The organism is Candidatus Poriferisodalis sp. (assembly GCF_965208895.1).
Classification (GTDB): Bacteria; Actinomycetota; Acidimicrobiia; order Acidimicrobiales; family Poriferisodalaceae; genus Poriferisodalis.
Map to the genome: position 1 here is coordinate 3028816 of NZ_OZ242363.1, position 20970 is coordinate 3049785.

A 20970-nucleotide genomic window follows, 5' to 3' on the forward strand; every position below is an offset into this window, starting at 1 on the left:
CGTGCCGAGGACGTGGCGTTCTGTCTCGACGCTGAACAGTGCGAACGAGTCAACCAAGCCGACGAGAAGGAGCAGGAGCGCCGATACGAAGCCGGCGAAATATCGACCGGCAACCGCCGTTCCGTCCCGACCCGGAAATGAACAACTCATGCTTTCGGCCCGACGCACGGGATTCCTAAGCATGACGTTGCCCCGTTGAAACTTCAGGCCGCAGGGTCGCTCCCGAGAGATTCCAAGAACGCACGTCTGAGCGTGACGATCGGGTGGCAGCGTCCGGACGGCGGCACCCGCTCAGAATTCGCGCGCTGGCGCGTCATTGAGCGCCGTAGGTTGTCCGGCTGATGGGCAGGCGGTCTCGTCAAGTCGAAGTGGAGGGCCTGAAACAGGTCGAGCGAGACTTGACGCGTCTTGGGTGGCGCACCGTCGAGACGCCGTCGAGCAGCGATGTCGGTACGGATCTGTACGCAGACCTGTTCGACGAACGCGGGCACAGCCTTCAGCTGCAGATCGGTGTCCAGGTGAAGTCAGGCCCCAGCTACTTCAAGCGACGCCGACGAGGCAAAGACAATGACATTGAGGGCTGGTGGTACAAGGAGAGATCCAAGCGGCACTTCGATCATTGGACCACGCATCCAGCGGCCCACCTGCTCGTGCTCGCGGATGTCGCGGAGGAAGTCTCCTACTGGGTGCACGTCAAGCCGAAGGCCGTGAAGTCGACCGGCAAGGGCGCGAAGGTCTTGGTGCCCCGATCCCAGACGATCTCGAGCGAGAACGCAGACGCGCTGGTGGAGGCCGCAGCTCGCCAGAAATCGGCACCGCAGCTGCAAGGGCTGGCATTCACCGCCGACATTGACAGCCTTCCCTTGGGTCGCCGTCTGCGGTATGCGCTCATGGCGCCGCGGCTTGTCGCCCCGCTTCGGGCGGCAGGTTTCGAGGCGACGATCTGTGCGGAGGAGGCGATCGCGTTGATTGCCGCCGGCCGCTTCAGCGACTTGAAGCGATTCTCTGAAGTCGCCGAAGATGTCCCTGATCCTGATGAGACGGACGCTGATGCACCGTGGCTGTGGCAGTTCGTGGCTGCATTCTGGGAGTGGGCTACCAACGACTCCCTGGTACGGCTCCGTACGGTATTCGAGTCAGCTCCGGACAGGGGCACTCATGCCGCCTCGGGGGTTTTGCTGTCTTGCGCACATCGCCGTGAAGAATCGCATGTCGTCAGCTCTGAGGTGCTCGACTCGCTCGTCGAATCCGGCTCATTGGACCCTGCTGACCATGGATGGGTGCTGGTTCAGCGAGCCCGCAGCAAGATCGACGCGGGCGACATAGAAGGAGCGGACGCCGATGCAGTCCAAGCTCAGCGATCTCTGGCTGGCGACCGCGACGACATCACCGTGTCGGCGCTCGCCGCGTCCGCTGCGTGGCCGGTGTACTTCGGTGCGTGGATGAAGCGAATCGAGTCTGGCGATTTCGCTTCGGATCAGGACGAGGAGAAACAGAACTACAAGGAGTTGCTCATCGCATTCGACACGGCGGTGTCGTGGTGGCGCTCGCGCCAAGTATCCGCGGCGCTGAGCGGTGAACACGACGAGAGTTACCGCTCTTGGGCGCAGGACGACCCGATTGATGAATTCGTTTATGGTTCCTCCGGCGAGGACGAACTGTTCGCTGCCGAACTGAACGCCGATCTGACAGCCGAACAGGGTGCGTGGCAGTCGATCGCGGAACGCCGCGGCGTCCGACAGCTGATGCGCGCCTCCAAGAGCGACGACGAGCAAGGCCAACTCGCTGAGGGGCTCGACATCCTGCGCCGATGCGGCAGCAAGAAGCCCCTCGGTGATGCCATCGGACATCTGCTTCGCGTCGGGCCGGCTAACGCATTGGTGAAATCACTGCGAAGGCTGCCTAGGACTGGCTGGGTGAGCACCTCGGTCGCTGCGAATTTCGGCGCTTCGCGTTTCCGCGTGGGGTAGTGCTGTGAGGGTTCGGGCTGGATAGGGAGGGATCCCCCAGAATCGGAGGTGTCGAGACCGCGAGTTCTGGAGGATCCCTGTGGCTGTTGACCTTACGCGTGCGTTGTTGTTGATCGTGGGTCTGGGCCCGCATGTCGCGGTGCTCGATGTGCGGGGCCGCCGCGGCGGCCCGCTCGAAGTCGAGATCGAGTTGAGCGGGCGGCCGTGCTGTGGGGGCTGCGGCGGCAAGGTGTGGGCTCACGGGGCGAGCGCGGTGGGTCTGGCTGATCTGCCGGCGTTCGGGCGGCCGGCCCGGCTGGTGTGGCGCAAGCGCCGCTGGCTGTGCCCTCATCAGGGCTGCGCGGTGCGCACGTTCACCGATCAGGAGCCTCAGATCGCGCCGCCCAGGGGGCGCATGACGAGCCGGGCTGCTCGCTGGGCGACCCGCGGGGCGGGCAAGGGACGGGCGATCAAAGAGATCGCAGCCGAGCTGGGCTGCAACTGGCACACCGCGATGGCCGCAGTGCATCGCTGGGGCCGAGCGCTGCTCGAAGCCGACCGGTCGCGCATCGGCGGCGTGACCGCTTTGGGGCTCGACGAGATCTTGATGTTCCGCCGCGGCCGATACCGCGAACAGCACTGGGGCACCACCATCGTGGACGCCAGGCGGGGCAAGCTGCTCGACATAGTCGCTGGTAAGAGCGCCAAAGGGGCCACCAGATGGATCCAGGCGCGCACCTCGGTGTGGCGGCGGCGGGTGCGGTGGGCGGTCATGGACCTGTCAGGGCCGTACCGCAAGGCGTTCACCGGCTCGCTGCCCAAAGCGATCCAGGTCGCCGATCCGTTCCATGTCGTCAAGCTCGCCAACAGCACCATCGACGAAGTGCGCAGACGCGTCCAGAACGAGACCACCGGCGGACGCGGCACCAAGCACGATCCCTTGTACCGGATACGGCGGCTGCTGCTCAAGGCACACGAACGAGTCACCGAACGCGGCGAGGCGAAACTGCGCGGCCTGCTCGCAGCCGGCGACCCCCACGGCGAAGTCCGCGACGCATGGCACGCCAAGGAGACCCTGCGCATGACCTACCGCATCCCAAACCGCAAGGTCGCGCTCGAAGCCCTCGACGAACTGTCCCGCGACCTGCGCGACGACACGTACTCCCCGGAGCTGAACAAGCTCGGCCGCACCCTGCACGCCTGGCGCACCCCGATCACCAACTGGCACCGCTCACAGGTGACCAACGGGCCGACCGAAGCAGCCAACAACCTCGCGAAGCTGATCAAGCGAGTGTCGTTCGGGGTCACCAACTTCGACCACTACCGCATCCGAGTCCTGCTGTATGCCGGCAAACCCGACTGGACCCTGCTCGACACCCTCACCCCACGCTAAAGCGCGAAGAGCCACTATGGATGTAATGCTCAGTCCGCTTGAGGACGCAGGATTCTTCTGGACCGCTACGTCAATTCGCCCTAAATGGATGCCACCGTTCGGGCAGAACGTGGTATCAGAGGCCGCGATCGTGTGGAAGCAGCGGATTCGAGCACAATCGGAGCTGTCCGAGACCACTCATTTTGGCACTATACGGTAACCAGAATTAGGTACTATCAAAGGTGTTCTGACCTGCGGTGTTGCCAAAAAAGTGTGGAACCCCCTATAGTGAAAGTGTGGACTCCTCCCGAGAAGGCCCTATTCTCTAGTGTCCACATAGGTGGCGAACACACCCACCAACCAGCGAGCCCTGTGAGCGCAGCTCCGGGGCTTGTATCGCGCCGGTCAATTCTCGCGTCGCACGCCCTTGAACAGGCCGCCGGTTCTCTTCATCGCCATGAAGCGGCGCGAGGAGGGGGCCGAACCGACGCAGCACGTAGACGAGCTGCTTGACGAGATCGACGCCGATCGATCCGACGTCTTCTGGGGCCGAGTTCGACCGCCCTCAGTGGCCCTCGGGGCGCTGGGGCGCGAGCCGGACGGGTCGATCGCTTCTTGTGTTTCCCGTCGGGCTGGCAAGCGCTCGCTCGAGATCGGTGAACAAGTCGAGGACTTCGGTTGCTTCGAAGACCCGGTACCGCTGCCGGCCGACGTTGCGCTGACGGAGCACCCCGGCCTCGGCAAGGGTGTTCACTGCATCGGTGGTCCGCGCCTTGGACCGTCCGATCAGCTTGCTGGCCGACTCCACGGTGACGATCGGCGCGCCCGGCAGGACGCCCAGTAGCAAGTCGGTGCTCGAGTTCGCTCGGACGCGGCCGAGCTTTGAACGCCAGGCCGCAGTGATTTCGTCGATGTCGTCGCTGTAGGCGTCGGCGTCCTGGCAGGCTCGGCTGGTGGCGGTGGCGAACATGCGGAGCCATCCGACCGCAGCGGCGGATCGCTCGGCGCTGTCGGGTTCGCTGAGGTGGCGGAACGTCATCAATCCGTTGACGTAGTCATCGGACCACGTTGCGAGCACGAGGCTCAACGGGGGCACGAAGGTGGGGGCGAGGCCCCGGCGTCGGAGCACGACGTGGATCAGCGCTCGGCCGGTGCGACCGTTGCCGTCGGCGCAGGGGTGGAGGGTCTCGAACTGAGCATGGGCGATGGCGGCTTGGACGAGGGGGGAGTGCTCGTCGCCGTTGACGTAGTCGAGCAGGTCGGCCAACAGGTCCGGGAGGTACTCGTGCGGCGGCGGGACGAACGCCGCGCTACATGGGTTGAACGAGCTCCCGCCGATCCAGTTCTGTTCCTGTCGGACGACGCCGCCGAGTTCGGGGGTGGGCGAGTTGTCCATCAACGTGCGATGAACCGACAGCAGGTCGTCAAGCTCGAAGGGGTCCGCGCTGGTGGCGAGTTCGACTGCCGATTCCATCGCTGCGATGTTGCCGATCACCTCGACCGCCACGCGATCATTGGCGTCACCGCCGAGCGCGATCGCAGCCTCGGCTCGAGCGAGGCGACGGGCAGCGGCCTCGAGGCCTTCGATCTTGGACGATCCGACTGACTCGGCGCGCAGCAAGAACCGTGCCAGACCCTCGAGGCTCACATGAGTCGTGCCCGCGTCATTCAGTGCTCGAACGGCTGCTTCGGCGTCGGCGACGTCGGCAGCGACGTCGGCGGGGATCGACAGGTCCCAGTCGGCGAGTGGATCGGCGAGGTATGCGTCATAGTCGCAGCCGCGTCGATCTCGTCGACTCATCCCCTGGAAGTTCGCGTCCCAGCGCTTTCGCAAGTGTGATGCCACGGTCCCTCTAAGTATCGGTTATCAGATAACCGTAACTTACATATCGTCGAGATCAACGGATCCTTGGAGCAGGCGGGCGCTGCTGCCGGAGGCCTCGGCGTTTCAGAATCGCGCCCGTCAGTCCTCGCGTCGCACGCCCTTGAACAGGCCGCCGGCTCTCTTCATCGCCATGAAGCGGCCCGAGGACGTGTCGCGCTTGATCCAGCTGCCGTTCTTCGGATTCTGGAACTGATTGCGGCCTCTGATGGCTCCGTTCCGGCCGCCACCCTTGCCGCCGTTCTTGGCCATCGTGCCCCCTGGCAGACCACCCATGCAGGCCATTCCCAGTGTGACTCGTTCGGCGTAGCTATAGGTCGTCCAGAGCGGTTCACAATGCTGGCCTGTGTGTGTTGCGGCGTCGTGCCAGTATCCGGTACGGTGTCTCTATTCCTCCCCGTCTGGCCGGCTTTGCCGGGCATGGCGGGGTTATTTTTTGCCCTCATGTCTGAGACGTCGCCGCAGCCCGCCAGCACCAGGGTCGCGGTGTTCGTGGACTACCAGAACACTTGGCACACCACCCGAGCGCTGTTCGTGCCCGCAGGATCGCCGACGTGGCATGGTCACGTCCATCCGGATCGGCTGGGCGAGCTGCTGTGCCGCCGCGGCCTTGGCGTCGACCCGGCTCGCCGCCTCCACACAGTGCAGGTGTACCGGGGCCAGCCAGGCGCTCGCAGCTCGCACAAACTGGTCCAGGCGTTCGACCGTCAGAAGGCCCATTGGGAAGCGCTCGCCGGCGTGAGCGTTCACACTCGCCCGATGCGCTACTGGCCCGACGGCAAGCATCCCGACGGCCGGCAGCGCTGGCGGGCCGAGGAGAAAGGCGTCGATGTGCTGCTTGCGTTGCACCTGGCGCTGGGCGCGCACTACGACCGCTACGACGTCGCCGTGGTGGTGTCCGCCGACACCGACCTGCTGCCGGCGATCGAGGAAGCCGTGCGGGTGGGCAAGCGCGTCGAGACCGCCACCTGGTGGGCGTCGCCTGAGCCGCAAAGGGCGCTGCGCATTCCCGGCCGGCATCTGTGGAACCACTACCTCGACGCAGCGGACTTCGCCGCTGTGGAAGACGCCACCGACTACCTCGCCCAGCCGTGAGCGTTGTGGCTCAGTTGGGTGTGTGCGGTGATTGCGGAGCTGAGGGCCTGGTCGTGTAGTGCTCGCGCGACCGGGTGCTGCTGCGCCTGGGAGCCCCGGCAACCACAAGAGTGACACTTGGATTTTCTTGTGTATCCGGTCTTGGTGGTGTTCATCGGATGTGGTCGAACGGTGCCGGTACCGGCGGGCTGAGCGCGTGCCCATCGGGCGGCCCGCGCTTTGTCGCGTTGGGCGTCGATCGCAGGGAAGATATGACCGTGGTTTCCGCGGCTGCAAGATCGGCAGCGCGAAACCCCGAACATCGATGCGCTCCTGGCGCGTGGTGCTGGTTATCCACGGTCTGCTGCCCTTCCCCGAGTCGGGGTCAGCCGGCCGTGAACGGCTGGCTCAGCTTCAACACCTGCTCGTCGTCGGCGTACCAACCCTGGGCCCTGAACTCGTCGGTGTGCATGTAGCACCGAACCCGGACCTCGTCGCTGCCCTCGGCGTGGTCGCCAACGGCGCCTACTCACGCGCCCGGCACCAGGCATGCCCGAGGTCGCCGCCATCGGGCTTTAACCAATAGTCGCGGTGAAGAGGTCGTCGGCGATCGTGAGATCGCCGCCGAAGCCGGCGCCGCGGATTGCATCGGTGTACACCGCGGTCTCCTCGGCGTTCATCGGGCTCGGGATCATGTGCGTGATCACGAGCTCGGAGACGTCGAGCCGCGCGGCGAGCGCGCCGACTTCGCCGGCGTCGGCATGGTGGTGCGAGAAGTTCGTGATCACGGGGGCAGGCATGCCGCGGCGAGCGAGCAGGTCGGGTGAGAACGCCTCGTGCACGAGCACGTCGGCGTCTGCCGCGAGCTGTTCGAGTGCGCCACACACGCGCGTGTCGCCCGAGATCAGGATCACGCCGTCGGGCGTGGTGAAACGGAAGCAGACTGCGGGTTCGAGGCCGCCGTGGTCGACGCTCACCGTATGGATGGCGATCTCGCCGTACTCGGCAACGAGCGTGGGTTCGGCCGTGGCCTCGAACGGGACCACCGTGGGCTCGGGTGCGTCGACGTAGGGGAATTGGGCGCGGCGGTTCTCGATGTCGGCGCCGAGCTGATCGAAGAGCGATCCGACGAAGGTCTCGGCGGGCCCCGCGGGGCAGTGGATCGGGAGACTCGGACAGGGCCCCGGGCCATTGCTGATCCAACGAGCCAGCACCAGGTCGGTGATGCCGAGCATGTGGTCGCTGTGGTGATGCGTGACCAGGAGTGCATCGAGACCGGGTAGCGCCAGGCCGGCCTCGACGAGCCGCAGGGCGGTCGCCCGCCCGGCGTCGATTTGGATGGCCGTGTCGCCGTGGCGGATCAGGGCCCCCGGTCCGGCCCGGCCCGGGGTCGGCATCGGTGTGCCGCTCCCGGTGATCGTGACCGCTGTGGTCATGGAGCCGGTTCGCCGTCGGCCGCGGCGGCACGAGCGGCGGCTCGCTCCTGGCGACGCTTCTCGGGCGACTTGCTCGCCTTGTCCGCGTCGTAGCCCGGACCGAACGCTTCGACGAACACGGAGTCCTCGAGCGCTTCGACCTGATGCATGACGTTGGACGGCACCGTGAACATGTCGCCGGGCCCCATCTCGGTGTAGATCTCCTGCCCGTTGTTGCCGCTGCGGGCGCGGAGCTTGCCAGTGACGAGCACGATGGTCTGTTCGGGTTCGTGGCGGTGGAGCGGCGAGGCGTTGCCTTCGGTCATCTCGATCCAGGTTTGGACGAGGCCGCCGACGGCGGCCCGTCGCAGACCGATGCCTTCGCCGAACGCCAACACCTCCATGTCGTCGTACTTGTGAACGGTTGCGTCCTGATCGGGTTCCATGACTCAGTTCCTTTCGACGAGTTCAGTAGGTGAACTCGATGCCCTTCTGCTCTGTGAAGAACTCCTCGGAGTACTTCCCGCCCTCGCGGCCGATGCCCGACTGCTTGTAGCCGCCGAACGGCGCTCGGTCGTCGTGGCGGGCGTAGCCGTTGACCCAGACGAAGCCGGTCCGCATCGATCGTGAGACTCGATTCGCCTTGCCGAGATCGGTCGTCCAGACCGCGCCGCCGAGGCCGTAGTCGCAGTCGTTGGCCATCTTGAGCGCTTCGGTTTCGGTGTCGAACGGGATGACGTGCTGCACTGGGCCGAAGATCTCGTCGCGACACGAACGCATGTCGTTGGTGGCGTCCGCGAAGACTGTGGGTTTGATGAAGTTGCCGGCTGCGAACTCGCCATCGAGCTTGTAGCCGCCGGCCACGAGGCGAGCGCCGTCTTCGGTGGAGAATTCGATGTAGCGCTGGATGCGTTCGACGGCCTCGGTGTTGATCACCGGCCCCATCACCGTGGCCGGGTCGCGCGGATCGCCGATCGGCAGCTTCTCGGCCACGGCTGCGGTCATCTCGACGACCTGGTCGTAGATCGGTCGCTGGACGAACATGCGCGAACACGCGATGCACATCTGGCCGGAGTTGCCGAAGATCGCCATACCCGAGCCGGGGACAGCCTTCGACAGATCGGCGTCGGCGAAGAAGATGTTGGCGCTCTTCCCGCCGAGCTCGAGCGCCACCTTTTTGAGCGTCGGTGCGGCCGCGGCCATGATCGCGCGCCCTGCGGTTCCCGACCCGGTGAAGGTGATGGCGTCGACGCCGGGGTGGTCGACGATCGCGCCGCCCGCGCTGGCGGGTCCGAAGCCGTTGACGACGTTGACGACGCCGTCGGGGAGCCCGGCTTCGGCGAACATCTCCGCCAGAAGTGACGTCGTGATGGGCGAGTCTTCCGACGGCTTGGCCACGACGGTGTTGCCGAACGCGAGCGCCGGGCCGAGCTTCCATCCCATCATCGGCAGCGGCAGGTTCCAGGGAGCGATCGCCCCGACGACGCCGACCGGCTCCTTCACGACGATGGTGCTCTGGTTGGTCTCGAGATTGTCGAAGTGGTCGCCGTGATCGAGCGACTGCTTTGCGTAGTCGGCGAAGAACCGGAACCGCTCGGTCGTTCCCTGGATGTCGCGGGTGGACGACGCCATGATCGGCTTGCCGGTGTCGAGGGTTTCCCAGTTCGCGACCTCGTCGCGGTTGGCCTCGAGCAGGTCGGCGAGCCTGTACAGGATCGCGCCGCGTTCGGCCGCCGACATGCGCGGCCATGGCCCCTCTTCGAATGCCCGTCGTGCGGCCCGAACCGCCCGGTCGACGTCTTCGGCGCCGCCGAGCGCGACGTCGGCGACCGCCTCGTTGTCGATCGGGCTGATCGACTCGAAGGTGGCGCCGTCGGCGCTGTCGACGAACTCGCCGTCGATGAAGTGCTGGACGCTCTTCTTCTCGACATCAGGCATGTCAGCTTCTTGCTCCCGGTGGCGGTGTGTCTGCGAACATGGCGCCCATCTGGCCGATCCACGCGTCGTAGTCGTTGCCGCGGGCCGCCCACATGTCGGCGACGCCCGGTTCGGGGAGGATGATGAAACGCTCCTCGGCCAGTCCATCCATGAGGGCGTCCATGCACTCCTCGACGCTCATCGGCGGTGCGAGGTCTTTGGGCGGCTCAACGCCGGGGGGCGGCTTCGGCGGGGCGAAGCCGGGTGTGATGACCATGGTCGGACACAGGGTCGACACGCCAACGCCCTTCGGCTTAAGGTGGATGCCGCACCACTCGGAAAAGCCAAACGACGCATGCTTCGTGGTGACGTACGGCATCGGCGTCGGGCCTGAGATCAGACCAGCGGCCGAAATCGTGTGGAGCAGGTAGCCGCCGCCCCGTTCGATCATGCCGGGAACGACCTCACGGGCGGCCCAGATGTGGGCGTTGACGTGGATGTCGAACATCTTCTGGGTGAGTTCGCTCGGGGTGTCGAGACCGCGACCACCCGCTATGCCGGCGTTGGACACCATCATGTCGATGTGGCCCATGTGATCGTTGGCGGCCGCGATCATGGCGACGACGTTGGCCTCGGCGCTGACGTCGCACGTGATGGTGTGGCCGCCCACCTCTTCGGCGACTCGCTGGGCATTGTCGCCATCGAGGTCGGCCACGACGATGTCCGCCGCGCCTTCGGCGGCGAAGCGGCGCGCCATGCCTTCGCCGATACCGGAGCCTCCTCCGGTGATGACGATGTTCTTGCCGCTGACGTCCATGGATCCCCCGAGGAACGAAATCTAGTCGAGGACTAGATTAGGCCGGGACACATGCGGCTTGTCCAGAGGAATTCCAAACGCTCGTCTCGAGCTATCTGAAAGGCGATTTCTGATGCCGAATATCTGGCCCCTCACCCTTGACGAACTCACGCCCGAGATGCGGGAGCGGATGGAGGCGTCATACGAGCGCAGCGGCTATTACCCGAATGCGCAACTCACGCTGGCCCGCCGGCCGGAGGTTGCGAAGGCGGTGCAGAACCTCCAGCAGTCGATCGGCGGGTCGTCGACCGTGCCGATGCAGACCATGTTCATGGTGGCCGAGCTCACGTCGAAGATCGCCGGGTGCCGGCACTGCCAGAGCCACGCGGCCAAGAACCTCTCGCGCCACGGCGTCGATGCCGAAAAGATCCGCGCGATCTGGGAGTACCAGACTTCCGACCTCTTCGACGAAAGGGAGCGGGCTGCGCTCGACCTCGCGTTGGCCGCGGCGCAGCGGCCGAGCATGGCCGGACCAGAACAGTTCGATCGGCTGCGCGAGGTCGGCTACGTCGAGGCCGAACTGGTCGACCTCATGGCGATGATCTCCCTGTTCGGGTTCCTCACCTGCTGGAACGACAGCGTCGCCACCGAGACCGAAGCGGCGCCGGTCGAGTTCGCGACGGAGGTCCTCGGCGGGATGGGGTGGGAGCCCGGCAAGCACGCGACCCCATAAGGGGTCACGGCGTTGCGGCGGCCTCGCGCAGTTCCTGCGCGCTGGTGTGGAGATAGTTGCGGCCGGTGGCGGTGACGAGGTTGTAGGCGAGTTCGTCGATCGCGTCGGCCTTCAGGTTCTTCGCCTCGGCGGTGCGATGGTCGAGCGCGATCACCATGTCGCACAGCTCGGCCGCCCACTGGGCCTCACCATCCTCCATCGCGGCTTGGGCCCGCTCGAACAAGACATCGGGACCACCCGCGAGCTCGGCGATGCGGCCACCTCGGTCGGCCGGATGCAGCGGGTTCATGCTTGCGGGGTTGCCGTCGAACCAGCCGAGCACGCCCGTGAAGATCGCCCGCACACTCCAGCTGACGTTCCCGTAGTACTCGCCGAGCATCGGGTTGTCGGCGAGGTCGCGCGGCAACGTCACCTCATGGGCCAGCTCGTCGGGGGTCTTGCCCGCGTTCATCCCCTCGATCGTCGCGTTGTAGACGTGCCACATCGCTCGGCTGTAGGTGTCGATCGCCTCGTCGACCTCCGCGGTGCCGGAGAAGGGCGTGGTGTGGCCCAGGACGAGATGCTCGGCCTTGAGTTCCCGCATGCGGTCGACCGACTCGCACCAGTCGCGGACATCGCGGTATTGCGTGCCGCGAATCGCGTAGAGGTTGGGCCACGACCGATACATGTTGTCGCCGGCGAAGACGACCCTGTCCTGAGCGAACCACGTCATGATCTGGTCCTGTGTCTCGCCCGGGTTCGACGTGACTTCGAGGGTCACCCCGCCGAGTTCCACGACTCCGTTGGCGTCGAACGTCTTGGTGGGGAAGGTGCGACGGTCGGGGCCGCCCCCGGGCCCACCCGCCAGCGCGCCCGCCTTCGGGTAGATCGCCGGTGCGATGCCGTTGTTGATCCGCTTCTCGGGCGGCAGCAAGAACCCGGCCTGGCGCTTGCCGCGAACCTGCGCGATCGATGCGCCGTTGCGAGCGAAGCGCCGCGCCTCGTCGCCGAAGCGAACGTTGCCCCAGATCTCGATGTCGGGGTTCTCGTCGAGGAACGCGGGTGCGCCGCCGGTGTGGTCGGGGTGGCCATGGGTGTAGACGAGTCCCACGATTGGCAGATCGGTGTGGTTGCGGAGCTCGGCGATCGCCTCGGTCGACAGGGCCGGCACCGATCCGGAGTCGACGGCGACGACACCGGTATCGCCGACAACGAACGAGAAGGTGGACACGCCATAGCCGACCGCCACGTGGACCCGCTCGGAGAGCTGGACCCAATCGCGGGCGAACAGGTGGTCGATCGAACGAAGCTTGGCGGAAGCAGCGGTGTCGGTCATGAGGGTGATCCTCGGGTTGGTTGCGGTGTGTAGACGTCGGGGTCGACGAGTTGGGTGGAGAGGGCGGCGAGATACCGGCGCATCGCCACGAGGTCGCCACCGAGCGGCTCGAGCCCGTACTCGATGATGTTGCGATAGATGCCCCAGCCGAGGTCGAGCGCGTGGACGGCGACCACCTGGCCGTGCACGCTTGGATCGGTCGTGGCGCGGCCCGTGCGCTCAGCGACCGTTTCGACCATGCGGGCGACCATGGGCGAGTGGGTGTAAGCCTCGTGATCCCATTCTTCGGTTGCGGCGAGGTGCGCGAGCGTGCGCCAGAGCGGAAGACGGCGTTCGGCGTGGATCGGCACGATGTTCGCCTCGGCGGCGCCGCTCGCCAGCAAGGCGGCGGCTCGGCGTTGGATGCAGCTCGCGATCAGGTGCTCTTTCGACGCGCAGTAGTGGTGCACCTGGCCATGATTGACTCCCGCCTCGGTTGCGATGTCCTTCAGGGTGATGGCGGACGGCGTGGATTCGAGCAGGAGCGCCGTCGTGGCGGAGATCAGCTTGGCCCGCACAGCTTCAGGGCCGCGGTCGTGCTCGAGTGCCGGCTCGACGGTTGGCGCCTCGGGCACATCGGCCGGCTCGTCGACCTCTGACTTGATCGGGTCGACGAGTCGCATCGATCGCGTCGAAAGGTCCTCGCAGATCGCGTCGACGTCGGGGTCGAACGGGGCAAGCGCGTAGAGGATCATGTCGCGAAAGATCCACCAGCCGCGCTGCAGTGCGGTAGTCGCCGCGGTGACCGCCATCACCTCGGGGTCGTTTGCCGGGCGCCCGATGTCGTCGGCCCGCCGATGCGCCAGCCAGCCGACGACCGGCGACGGTTCGAACGGTGGTTGGCGCCACGCCCCAGTGCTTGCGAGGTAAGCGAGTGTGCGCCACCCGGCCGGCCGGTTGGCCGCATCGAGCGGCAGGGGAAAGTGTTGACCGTCGTGCATGCGGTCCTGGTGGTAGCGCGCCGCTCCATCGGCGATCGTCGCTGCGACCAGTCCGTCCTTGGATCCGAAATAGTGATGGATCTGCCCGTGGTTGACGCCGGCTCGCTCGGCGATCTGGCGCACGGTCACGTCGAACGGTGTTCGTTGGGCCAACAATTCGGTCGCCGCAGTCAGCAGCCGTGCCCGAACGGCATCCGGCCCCCGAACGCGGGCTTCGCGGTGATGGGCCTCGGCGGTCATCGCCCCCCCAATCTAGTCCTTGACTAGGACTGTGCTGCCAGGACTACCCTGACCCCCATGGCTCAAGGATCCTCTTCCCCCGGCGACGGTGCCGGCAACCTCGACAAAACCTTCCGTGAGTGGCAGGACGACGGGTCGAGCGAGGTCGCCACGCTCGGCGGCGTCTACGGCGGTGCCAACGGTGTGAACCACATGGTGCTCAACGTCCGCGACATGGAGAAGTCGCACGATTTCTGGACCCGGGTGATGCGCCTCGAGCACTGCGGCACACAAGGCGGCCCCGGGCAGCCGCGGTTCCTGCGCTTCTACCGGTCCCACGGTCACACCCACCACGACATCGCGCTGAGTCCAGCCAAGGACCCCGATTCGCTCCCGATCCCGACCGGGCCCTTGCAGACCCCCGGCCTGAACCACTTCGCGTGGACCTATCCCGACCTCGAGACGTGGAAGCAGCAGGTTCGCCACGTGGTCGACACTGGCTACCCGATTCAGTTCCGCATGGAGCACGGCATGAGCCAGAGCCTGTATGTCCGCGACCCCGACGGCACGGTCGTCGAGATGATGTACGAGTTCCCCGAGGAACGATGGAACGAGAACATCGAGGCGGCGCTCAAGTACCGGCGAGTCCTCGACATCGACAACGACCCCGACTACTTCGATCCCAAGCCCGAGGACATGCCCTTGTTCGACGAGAACGGCCTGGTCGAAGCTTCATGACCATCGACGAAGACCTGATCGAACAGACGCCTTGCCATCTATCTTGGACTCGATCCGCGACACCCGGTGTTCGAACCTAGTCAGTGACTAAAGTCGGCCACGACGACGGATCATGCAGAGGGACCAGTGAAGCTTTTCTCACACAAGAAGCGTCCGACCGGCATGGGTCCGTACCCGCTCGAGCGACTTCCGCGGCTTGCCGACCCCGCCGCGCCTGTCGCCGGCGCGGGCGTTCGTCCCGCCGAGGCCCGACCCGAAGGGCCGCTGTCTGCCAGCCATGCTTACGAGCTCTACCTCGACCTCTTCGACCAACAGCGCACGGGCGACGTGTCCGAGCGAGCCCCGATCCCGGACGACCCCCAGGAGCGGGCCGACAACCTGAAGGGCGGCCTCTACTTCCTCGATGCCGACATGACGGGGTGCGGCGTGCTCACCGCAGAGGCCTGGACGGGCGAGACCCGCGACCACGGTTTTGCCGTGGTCACGCTGGTGGCTCACTCCCGCACCGTCGGGCGCGATCAGCCCGGCGACGACTGGATCGATGGCACCCGACAGGTCAACGCCGACTTGCGTGCCGCCGAGCTCGCCGTCTTGATCGCCGGCTACATCCGCCGCATCGGCTTCGACGCGGTGGCCCACACCCCGACAATCTCGGACGTCGACATCGAGAAGGTGGCGCTGCAGTGCGGGCTCATCGAAGCGGTCGGTGGCGAACTCCGCGCCCCCTTCATCAAGACCGGATTCTCGCTCTCGGTCGTGTCCACCGACATGGAGATCGCGCCCGACGCTCCGCTCGCTCGCCGCGGCCTGGCCGCCAAGTTGCGGTCGACCCACTCGCTCGGATGGCTGCTCGGCCGAGGTGGCACCCGGGCGGGCCTCGGCCGGCTCAACGGCGACCACCGTCCGCTGCACATGGGCCGCTACCCGATGGAGCGCATCAAGCGCGTCCCCGAGGCGACCACGTTGGTGATCCCCGAAGAGATCGAGCGGGTGCCAGTGCGGGCCGGGGGCTTTCCGCGCGCGGGTCACGGCGACATGGGGCCGAAGTTCCAGAAGGAATTGGCGGTTTTCTCGTACAAGACGCCGCAGGCGCAGGCCTACATCCAACAGATCGGCGAGATGGTGCCGTATCAGGATGGCGAGGTCGCCCCCGAGCGCGCGCCGGGCACCAGCGATCCGGATCGCAACGCCGACGCGCTGAAGGCGTTCGCCCATCACCTCGGCGGCGACATGGTCGGCGTGTGCGAGGTGCCGGAGTATGCTTGGTACTCGCACAACGGCAAAGGCGAAGTGATCACGCCACGCCACAAGTACGGCGTCGTGATCCTGCTCGACCAGGGCTACGAGACCATGGAGGGCGCGAGTGGTGACGACTGGGTGAGTGGCGCCCAGTCGATGCGCGCTTACATGCGCGGCGCGCAGATCGCCGGCCTCATGGCCGAACATCTCCGATCGCTTGGCTTCAGCTCTCGAAGCCATACCAACCGCGACAGTGAAGTGCTGCACATCCCGCTGGTACTCGAAGCGGGGCTGGGCGAACTGAGCCGCATCGGCGAACTGGTGCTCAACCCATTTGTCGGACCGCGGTTCAAGTCGGTCGTGCTCACCACCGACATGCCGTTGACCCCCGATCGCAAGATCGACTTCGGGCTCCAGGACTTCTGCACCAAGTGCACCAAGTGCGCCCGCGAGTGCCCGTGCGGGGCGATCGAGTTCGGCGACAAGATCATGTTCAACGGGTACGAGATGTGGAAGCCCGACGTCGAGAAGTGCACCAAGTACCGCCTCGGCAACATGAGGGGCTCGGCGTGTGGGCGCTGCATGAAGACGTGCCCGTTCAACATCGAAGGCGTGCTCGCGGAACGGGTGTTTCTGTGGTCGGCGATCAAGCTGCCCTTCACCCGTAAGTTCATCGCCAACCTCGACGACAAGGTCGGCAACGGCTCGATCAACCCGATCAAGAAGTGGTGGTGGGACCTCGAATTCAAGGACGGCCGCACCATCGAGCCCGAGAAGGGCACCAACGCCCGCGAGCTCGACATGAACGGCGGCCGCATCGCCGACAAGCAGAAGGTGGCGATCTACCCGCCCGACATGCTCCCCGCAGGCGACAACCAGGGGGTACCGGTCAAGCTCGAACGCAAGGAAGCGATTCTTCGGCGCAAACAGGCCGAGACGCCGGCTGCGGCGCGGGCTCGCGTCGGTCGTCAGGCGATGTAGTTCGGCCGGTAGCTGGGGTTCGCGCAGGCGATCATCATCTCGGCCAGTCGCTCGACCATCTCGGTCCGCAGACCAGCGCTCGACGGGTCGTCCCACCGGTTCTCGAGTTCGTCGGAATCGTTCTCGAGGTCGTACAGATCGTGGTAGTCGAGGTTCTGGTAGCGCGTGATCCGGGCCTCGGTTGTGAGGAGCGTGCGCATGCGCGGCTGCACGCCCGCGCGGATCCCATCGCGGATCTGGTCCTCCTCGATCAGCAGCTCGCGGCGCAGCTCGACCGTCGGGTCGTCGAGGATCGGGGTGAGGCTCAGCCCCTGTGAGCCGTAGTAGCTGTCGACACCGCACAGGTCGAGGACCGTCTCGCCCAGGTCCAGGGTGTTGCACAGCGAGTCGGTGGTGCCCGCACCGATGCCCGGGCCGGTGATCGTGAACGGCACACGGAGCACGCCATCGTAGTGCACGAACATCTTGAGCAGCAGGCCATGGTCGCCGAACATGTCGCCGTGGTCGGACGTGAAGATCACGATCGTGTCGTCGGCTTGCCCTGAGCGTTCGAGCGCATCGAGCACGTTGGTGACCGCGTCGTCGATCATCGTGATCGCGCCGTACTCGAACGCCATGGCGTGGCGGAGTTGGTGCTCGTCGGGAGCCTGCAGGTCTGGCGAACTCGTAATGTTGCCCCGGCCGCCGACGATGCGCTGGATGTGCGCGGCCGAACGGGTGTGGGGGTCGTTGAACGTGCGCGGGACCTCGACGTCGGCGGGGTCGTACATGTGGGCGTAGTCGCCAGGCGGGGTGAACGGGTGGTGGGGGTCGGGGAACGAGCACTGGAGGAACCACGGCCCGTCGTCGCCGGCGCGTGACTCGATCCAGTCGACCGACCGTTCCGCGACGTAGGTCGTCGGGTAGAGCTCGGGCGGCATCGACGGCTTGCGGACCTGGTCCCATTCGGGAAGCGTCCACTCGGCGTTGTCGAGGCCGGCGACGTCATGCCAGTCGTGGCCCTTCTCACGGAGCCATCCGACGTAGTTGCCGGTGCACTGGTCACCATGGTTCGAGACGATCTCGACATGGTCGAACCCGTAGTAGTCGTCGGGGAACACGATGTCTTCGGCGAGGTGACCAGCGATCGACTCGTAGCGATCCCACCCGTCGGTCCCAGGCAGGCCGGTGAGGCGGGCCTGCTCGTCGTGGGAGAAGTCGAATTGCCGCCGAGCGATCTCGGGGAACAGCTCGAAGTTCTGGAAGTGGCCCTTGCCGACGAGGCCGGTTCGGTAGCCGCTCGACCGCAGGCGCCGGACGAACGTGTTCGCGTCCCAGTCGAGCGCGATGCCGTTGTGACGGGTGCCGTGCACCGACGGGTAGCGCATCGTGAGCATCGAGCACCGGTTCGGTTGGCACAGCGGGTTGGCCACAAACGCGTTCGTGAACTGCATGCTGCGCGCGGCCAACGCGTCGAGCGTGGGAGTTTGCACGATCGGGTTGCCGCCGAAACCGAGATGGTCGGGGCGGTGTTGGTCGGTGATGATGAGAAGGACGTTCGGGCGACTCAAGACGGTCCTCCCGAATCGAGCCCGAGCGCCCGGAAGAGCGTGCTCGCGGCGTGGCGGACTTCCGCGAAGATCTGCTGCGCTTCGGGGTCTGACGTCATGGCGAAACCATAGCTAGAAGCCACATTCATCACGAATGTTACGATCCGCCCCAGTGACCAACATCGTCTTTGTCTTCTTCGACAACCTGGGTTTCGGCGAGCTTGGCTGCTCCGGCGGCGGTGTTGTGCGTGAGCGCTACGCGAGCCCAACGCTGCGCGGGAAACTGTTCGGATGACGGCCGCTCATCGGGTCGACAACGACGGCCTCGAACTCCTCGATCGCGTGTCCGGAGGACCTCTGCCGCGGCGGCATACAGTCCGGTCTCATGACTGAGGTCGATGCCGGGACCGTCCGCAACCTGCCCGAGACGCTCGAGCGTGTGCTCGGGCGTCGGATTCACGTTTTCAGCAACCGGATCCAGGCCAGCTTCTACAAGCGCACCGAGCAGCCCTTCGGCATCAGCCTCCCCGAGTGGAGGGTGCTACGCAGTGTGGTGTTCAAGCCCGGCCAGGCCCGAGCCGATGTGGCCGCGGACGAAGCGATGAATGCGATGAATGTGAGCCGGGCCGTCGCAGCGCTACTCAAGAAGGGGCTCATCGAGGTGTCGCCCGATCCGGCCGATGGACGCCGGAGCCTCCTCACCGCGACGCCACTGGCCGAGGAACTTGCTTCCGACATGATCCGGCGTGAGGCGCTGATGTACGAGCACGTCTTCTCGTGTCTCGACGAAGACGAGCGCCGCCGGCTCGACGACTTCCTCAGCCGGGTCAACGAGTTCGTCCGCACCTCTGAGCTGCCACCACCGCCCGACGGATCCCGCGATTGGGCGGCGGTGTTTTCCGACCTCGACTGACGACTCCTAGTTCTCGACTAGGAAATTGTTGACAATCCCGGCGCGGAGGCGGGATGCTATCGTCAACCATCACGATCGTTACGAATGTGCGGGCGTGGTTTGACGAGGGGACCCTTGGAGGGGACATGACCAAGAAGTGGATGCGGCTGCTCGCCGCGCTGCTCGCTATCTCGCTTATCGCCGCAGCATGCGGCGGCGACGATGCCGACGACGCAGTTGGCTCCGACGCCGAGACTGACGTAGCCGGTGGTGATGCCGATGCCGATGACGCGGCCGATGACGCCGCCGATGCCGATGACGCGGCCGATGACGCTGCCGCGGCCGATGCCGACGACGCGGCCGAAGAAGACGACCACGACGCGACCGAAGCCGAAGACGTCGGCAATGTCGAGATCGACGAGTCCGCCAACTGCGCCGCAGCGGTCGAGCTCGAGGTCGGCGACTACGCCCCGAGCGGTCACGCCGACCTCGGCATGGGATTCATCCTCACTGGTGGATTCAACCCGCACAACAACCAGGCGCCTGCAGCCTTCGCCTACTACGGCTGGGTGTACGAGGGTCTGGTCCGCCAGGACGGAGTCACGGGCGCCATCGTGCCGTGGCTGGCCAAGTGCTTCGAGATCTCCGAAGCCGGCGACCAGATCACCTTCTACCTGCACGAGGGCGTGACCTTCCACGACGGGGCCCCGTTCAACGCTGACGCCGTCATTGCGAACGTCGAGTTCATCCAGACCGCCGGTCCGCCCGAGGTTCTTCCGCCGGTCGCGGGTCAGCTGGCCAGCGTCGAGAGCGTCGTGGCCGTCGACGAGTACACGGTGCAGTACAACCTGAACGCCCCGAGTGCTGCGCTGGTCCTCAGCGGCCTCATCCGCAACTCGGGCTTCATGGTGTCGCCCAACTCACTCGGCAGCGCCATCGCCAACCCGTCGGGCACCGGGCCCTACGTGATCGACAGCGAGAGCGAGGATCACACCGATATCAATCTCGCCGCGTTCGCCGACTACTGGCAGCCCCAGCTGGTCGGTTTCGAGACGGCCAACATCCAGGGCGGTCTCAGCGCTCAGGCCCGCCTCGACGGTCTCATCGCCGGTCAGTTTGACATCGCCACGATCAACAACAACGAGCAGGAGCTTGTCCCCGCCTTCAGCGCGAACACCACCGTCCGCATCGGCTTCGTCGTTGCCGATTGGCTGGGCGAGCAGATCCCGCAGCTGGCGAACAGGGACGTTCGTTGTGCCATGGCAGCTGCCCTCAACCGAGTCGGGATCCAGGAAGCCGGCGGCAACGCCCCGGAGTCCGCGATCAAGCAGTTTGCGGTCAGCCCGACCGACTATGCCTACATCGACGACCTCGAGTCGCCCGACTTCGACCTCGAGCTCGCCCAGAGCCTGATGGACGCCAGCGGCGAAGAAGGATTCGAGTTCACGAACGGTCACCTGCCCGCTGGCTTCTGGCCCGTCACCGCCTCGGCCTGGTCTGGTGCGCTCGCCGAGATCGGCATCACCATGAACAACGAGGCCCTCGACCCTCCAGGCGCCGGTGAGATGTTCGCCCGTCTGGCCCGGGCCCAGCACCCGGTGCAGATCGTGGCCTACAACGAGCCCAACGCGCTGATGTCGCTCATCGCCCGCACTGGTACCGGTTTCCTCAACCCGTCTGGCGTCTCGCCTGACGGCGTGGTCGAGTTCGTTGAGGCGGCGAAGAGCAAGACCTTCGAAGACGGCGAGGCCGACGTGGCCGCCGCCTTCAAGATCATGATTGAAGAGTGCATCTTCATCATCAACCACGCACTGACCACGACGATCGGTCATCAGGAGGACATCACCGGTCTCCAGCACACTCAGGGCATCCCTGTCTCGTTCTGGCCGCACGGTGTGCGTAAGGGCTGATCCAGCCCGCGCGCTGAACGACTGAGAGG

At 65.9% G+C, this 20970-nt stretch carries 19 protein-coding genes; 10 read left to right on the forward strand and 9 right to left on the reverse strand.

All coding sequences use genetic code 11. From position 1 onward, the window contains the following. Nucleotides 1-341: 341 nt before the first annotated feature. Together ACOGJB_RS13635 and ACOGJB_RS13640 are read left to right on the forward strand one after the other, a co-directional pair. On the forward strand, nt 342-1970 hold the full coding sequence (locus ACOGJB_RS13635) for a DUF4365 domain-containing protein (RefSeq protein ID WP_419837642.1): 1629 nt from the start codon (nt 342-344) through the stop codon (nt 1968-1970). A 79-nt stretch (nt 1971-2049) separates the two neighbouring features. Beyond that, the gene (locus ACOGJB_RS13640) at nt 2050-3342 is read left to right on the forward strand and encodes an ISL3 family transposase (RefSeq protein ID WP_419837643.1); all 1293 of its coding nucleotides are present in this window, start codon (nt 2050-2052) and stop codon (nt 3340-3342) included. A gap of 544 nt (nt 3343-3886) precedes the next feature. Here ACOGJB_RS13640 and ACOGJB_RS13645 read toward each other — a convergent pair. After that, entirely contained in the window at nt 3887-5122 is a 1236-nt protein-coding gene (locus ACOGJB_RS13645; protein WP_419837644.1) for a Fic family protein, read from the reverse strand. A 162-nt stretch (nt 5123-5284) separates the two neighbouring features. Then, nucleotides 5285-5455, reverse strand: a complete 171-nt coding sequence (locus ACOGJB_RS13650; protein WP_419837645.1) for a hypothetical protein — start codon at nt 5453-5455, stop codon at nt 5285-5287. Nucleotides 5456-5647: 192 nt separating this feature from the next. Here ACOGJB_RS13650 and ACOGJB_RS13655 point away from each other — a divergent pair, with 192 nt between their 5' ends. Both ACOGJB_RS13655 and ACOGJB_RS13660 read left to right on the forward strand, forming a co-directional pair. After that, the gene (locus tag ACOGJB_RS13655; protein ID WP_419837646.1) at nt 5648-6298 is read left to right on the forward strand and encodes an NYN domain-containing protein; all 651 of its coding nucleotides are present in this window, start codon (nt 5648-5650) and stop codon (nt 6296-6298) included. A 319-nt stretch (nt 6299-6617) separates the two neighbouring features. Further along, nucleotides 6618-6863: a hypothetical protein gene (locus ACOGJB_RS13660; RefSeq protein ID WP_419837647.1), complete on the forward strand. Its 246-nt coding sequence runs from the start codon at nt 6618-6620 to the stop codon at nt 6861-6863. On the opposite strand, the gene ACOGJB_RS13665 is transcribed toward ACOGJB_RS13660, so the two are convergent. The 4 genes from ACOGJB_RS13665 to ACOGJB_RS13680 are packed head-to-tail and all read right to left on the reverse strand — an operon-like array spanning nt 6853 to nt 10426. Beyond that, complete coding sequence (locus ACOGJB_RS13665; RefSeq protein ID WP_419837648.1) at nt 6853-7713, reverse strand: MBL fold metallo-hydrolase; 861 nt, start codon at nt 7711-7713, stop codon at nt 6853-6855. The two genes, ACOGJB_RS13660 and ACOGJB_RS13665, sit on opposite strands and share 11 nt — an antisense overlap. After that, nucleotides 7710-8138, reverse strand: coding sequence for a cupin domain-containing protein (locus ACOGJB_RS13670; protein WP_419837649.1), 429 nt, complete (start codon nt 8136-8138; stop codon nt 7710-7712). The genes ACOGJB_RS13665 and ACOGJB_RS13670 overlap by 4 nt, the downstream gene beginning before the upstream one ends. A gap of 22 nt (nt 8139-8160) precedes the next feature. Next, on the reverse strand, nt 8161-9630 hold the full coding sequence (locus ACOGJB_RS13675; protein ID WP_419837650.1) for an aldehyde dehydrogenase family protein: 1470 nt from the start codon (nt 9628-9630) through the stop codon (nt 8161-8163). Nucleotide 9631: 1 nt separating this feature from the next. Continuing rightward, the gene (locus tag ACOGJB_RS13680) at nt 9632-10426 is read right to left on the reverse strand and encodes an SDR family NAD(P)-dependent oxidoreductase (protein WP_419837651.1); all 795 of its coding nucleotides are present in this window, start codon (nt 10424-10426) and stop codon (nt 9632-9634) included. A 112-nt stretch (nt 10427-10538) separates the two neighbouring features. Between ACOGJB_RS13680 and ACOGJB_RS13685 the strand changes: the two genes are divergently transcribed. Next, nucleotides 10539-11138 carry a carboxymuconolactone decarboxylase family protein gene (locus ACOGJB_RS13685; RefSeq protein ID WP_419837652.1) on the forward strand — a complete coding sequence of 200 codons (600 nt, stop codon included), beginning with the start codon at nt 10539-10541 and terminating at the stop codon, nt 11136-11138. A gap of 4 nt (nt 11139-11142) precedes the next feature. Here ACOGJB_RS13685 and ACOGJB_RS13690 read toward each other — a convergent pair whose 3' ends face one another. Both ACOGJB_RS13690 and ACOGJB_RS13695 read right to left on the reverse strand, forming a co-directional pair. After that, nucleotides 11143-12453, reverse strand: a complete 1311-nt coding sequence (locus tag ACOGJB_RS13690; RefSeq protein WP_419837653.1) for an alkyl sulfatase dimerization domain-containing protein — start codon at nt 12451-12453, stop codon at nt 11143-11145. Continuing rightward, nucleotides 12450-13673 carry a TetR/AcrR family transcriptional regulator gene (locus ACOGJB_RS13695; RefSeq protein ID WP_419837654.1) on the reverse strand — a complete coding sequence of 408 codons (1224 nt, stop codon included), beginning with the start codon at nt 13671-13673 and terminating at the stop codon, nt 12450-12452. The genes ACOGJB_RS13690 and ACOGJB_RS13695 overlap by 4 nt, the downstream gene beginning before the upstream one ends. 57 nt (nt 13674-13730) lie before the next feature. Here ACOGJB_RS13695 and ACOGJB_RS13700 point away from each other — a divergent pair, with 57 nt between their 5' ends. Then, entirely contained in the window at nt 13731-14390 is a 660-nt protein-coding gene (locus tag ACOGJB_RS13700) for a VOC family protein (RefSeq protein ID WP_419837655.1), read from the forward strand. Nucleotides 14391-14516: 126 nt separating this feature from the next. Next, nucleotides 14517-16610 carry a 4Fe-4S dicluster domain-containing protein gene (locus ACOGJB_RS13705; protein WP_419837656.1) on the forward strand — a complete coding sequence of 698 codons (2094 nt, stop codon included), beginning with the start codon at nt 14517-14519 and terminating at the stop codon, nt 16608-16610. On the opposite strand, the gene ACOGJB_RS13710 is transcribed toward ACOGJB_RS13705, so the two are convergent. Next, entirely contained in the window at nt 16598-18160 is a 1563-nt protein-coding gene (locus ACOGJB_RS13710) for a sulfatase (protein ID WP_419837657.1), read from the reverse strand. The genes ACOGJB_RS13705 and ACOGJB_RS13710 overlap by 13 nt on opposite strands. Nucleotides 18161-18311: 151 nt before the next feature. On the opposite strand from ACOGJB_RS13710, the gene ACOGJB_RS13715 reads away from it, so the two are divergent. From ACOGJB_RS13715 to ACOGJB_RS13725, 3 genes are all read left to right on the forward strand, one after another. Beyond that, the gene (locus ACOGJB_RS13715) at nt 18312-18434 is read left to right on the forward strand and encodes a hypothetical protein (RefSeq protein ID WP_419837658.1); all 123 of its coding nucleotides are present in this window, start codon (nt 18312-18314) and stop codon (nt 18432-18434) included. Nucleotides 18435-18524: 90 nt separating this feature from the next. Then, complete coding sequence (locus ACOGJB_RS13720; RefSeq protein ID WP_419837659.1) at nt 18525-19052, forward strand: MarR family winged helix-turn-helix transcriptional regulator; 528 nt, start codon at nt 18525-18527, stop codon at nt 19050-19052. Between the two features lie 125 nt (nt 19053-19177). Continuing rightward, complete coding sequence (locus ACOGJB_RS13725) at nt 19178-20941, forward strand: ABC transporter substrate-binding protein (protein WP_419837660.1); 1764 nt, start codon at nt 19178-19180, stop codon at nt 20939-20941. The last annotated feature ends 29 nt before the right edge of the window (nt 20942-20970 follow it).

Coding starts and splice junctions, on each gene's coding strand:
- ACOGJB_RS13670 (WP_419837649.1), bottom strand. CDS start 8,138: ATGGAACCCGATCAGGACGCAACCGTTCACAAGTACGACGACATGGAG.
- ACOGJB_RS13655 (WP_419837646.1), top strand. CDS start 5,648: ATGTCTGAGACGTCGCCGCAGCCCGCCAGCACCAGGGTCGCGGTGTTC.
- ACOGJB_RS13645 (WP_419837644.1), bottom strand. CDS start 5,122: ATGAGTCGACGAGATCGACGCGGCTGCGACTATGACGCATACCTCGCC.
- ACOGJB_RS13720 (WP_419837659.1), top strand. CDS start 18,525: ATGACTGAGGTCGATGCCGGGACCGTCCGCAACCTGCCCGAGACGCTC.
- ACOGJB_RS13685 (WP_419837652.1), top strand. CDS start 10,539: ATGCCGAATATCTGGCCCCTCACCCTTGACGAACTCACGCCCGAGATG.
- ACOGJB_RS13635 (WP_419837642.1), top strand. CDS start 342: ATGGGCAGGCGGTCTCGTCAAGTCGAAGTGGAGGGCCTGAAACAGGTC.
- ACOGJB_RS13700 (WP_419837655.1), top strand. CDS start 13,731: ATGGCTCAAGGATCCTCTTCCCCCGGCGACGGTGCCGGCAACCTCGAC.
- ACOGJB_RS13725 (WP_419837660.1), top strand. CDS start 19,178: ATGACCAAGAAGTGGATGCGGCTGCTCGCCGCGCTGCTCGCTATCTCG.
- ACOGJB_RS13665 (WP_419837648.1), bottom strand. CDS start 7,713: ATGACCACAGCGGTCACGATCACCGGGAGCGGCACACCGATGCCGACC.
- ACOGJB_RS13650 (WP_419837645.1), bottom strand. CDS start 5,455: ATGGCCAAGAACGGCGGCAAGGGTGGCGGCCGGAACGGAGCCATCAGA.
- ACOGJB_RS13695 (WP_419837654.1), bottom strand. CDS start 13,673: ATGACCGCCGAGGCCCATCACCGCGAAGCCCGCGTTCGGGGGCCGGAT.
- ACOGJB_RS13680 (WP_419837651.1), bottom strand. CDS start 10,426: ATGGACGTCAGCGGCAAGAACATCGTCATCACCGGAGGAGGCTCCGGT.
- ACOGJB_RS13675 (WP_419837650.1), bottom strand. CDS start 9,630: ATGCCTGATGTCGAGAAGAAGAGCGTCCAGCACTTCATCGACGGCGAG.
- ACOGJB_RS13690 (WP_419837653.1), bottom strand. CDS start 12,453: ATGACCGACACCGCTGCTTCCGCCAAGCTTCGTTCGATCGACCACCTG.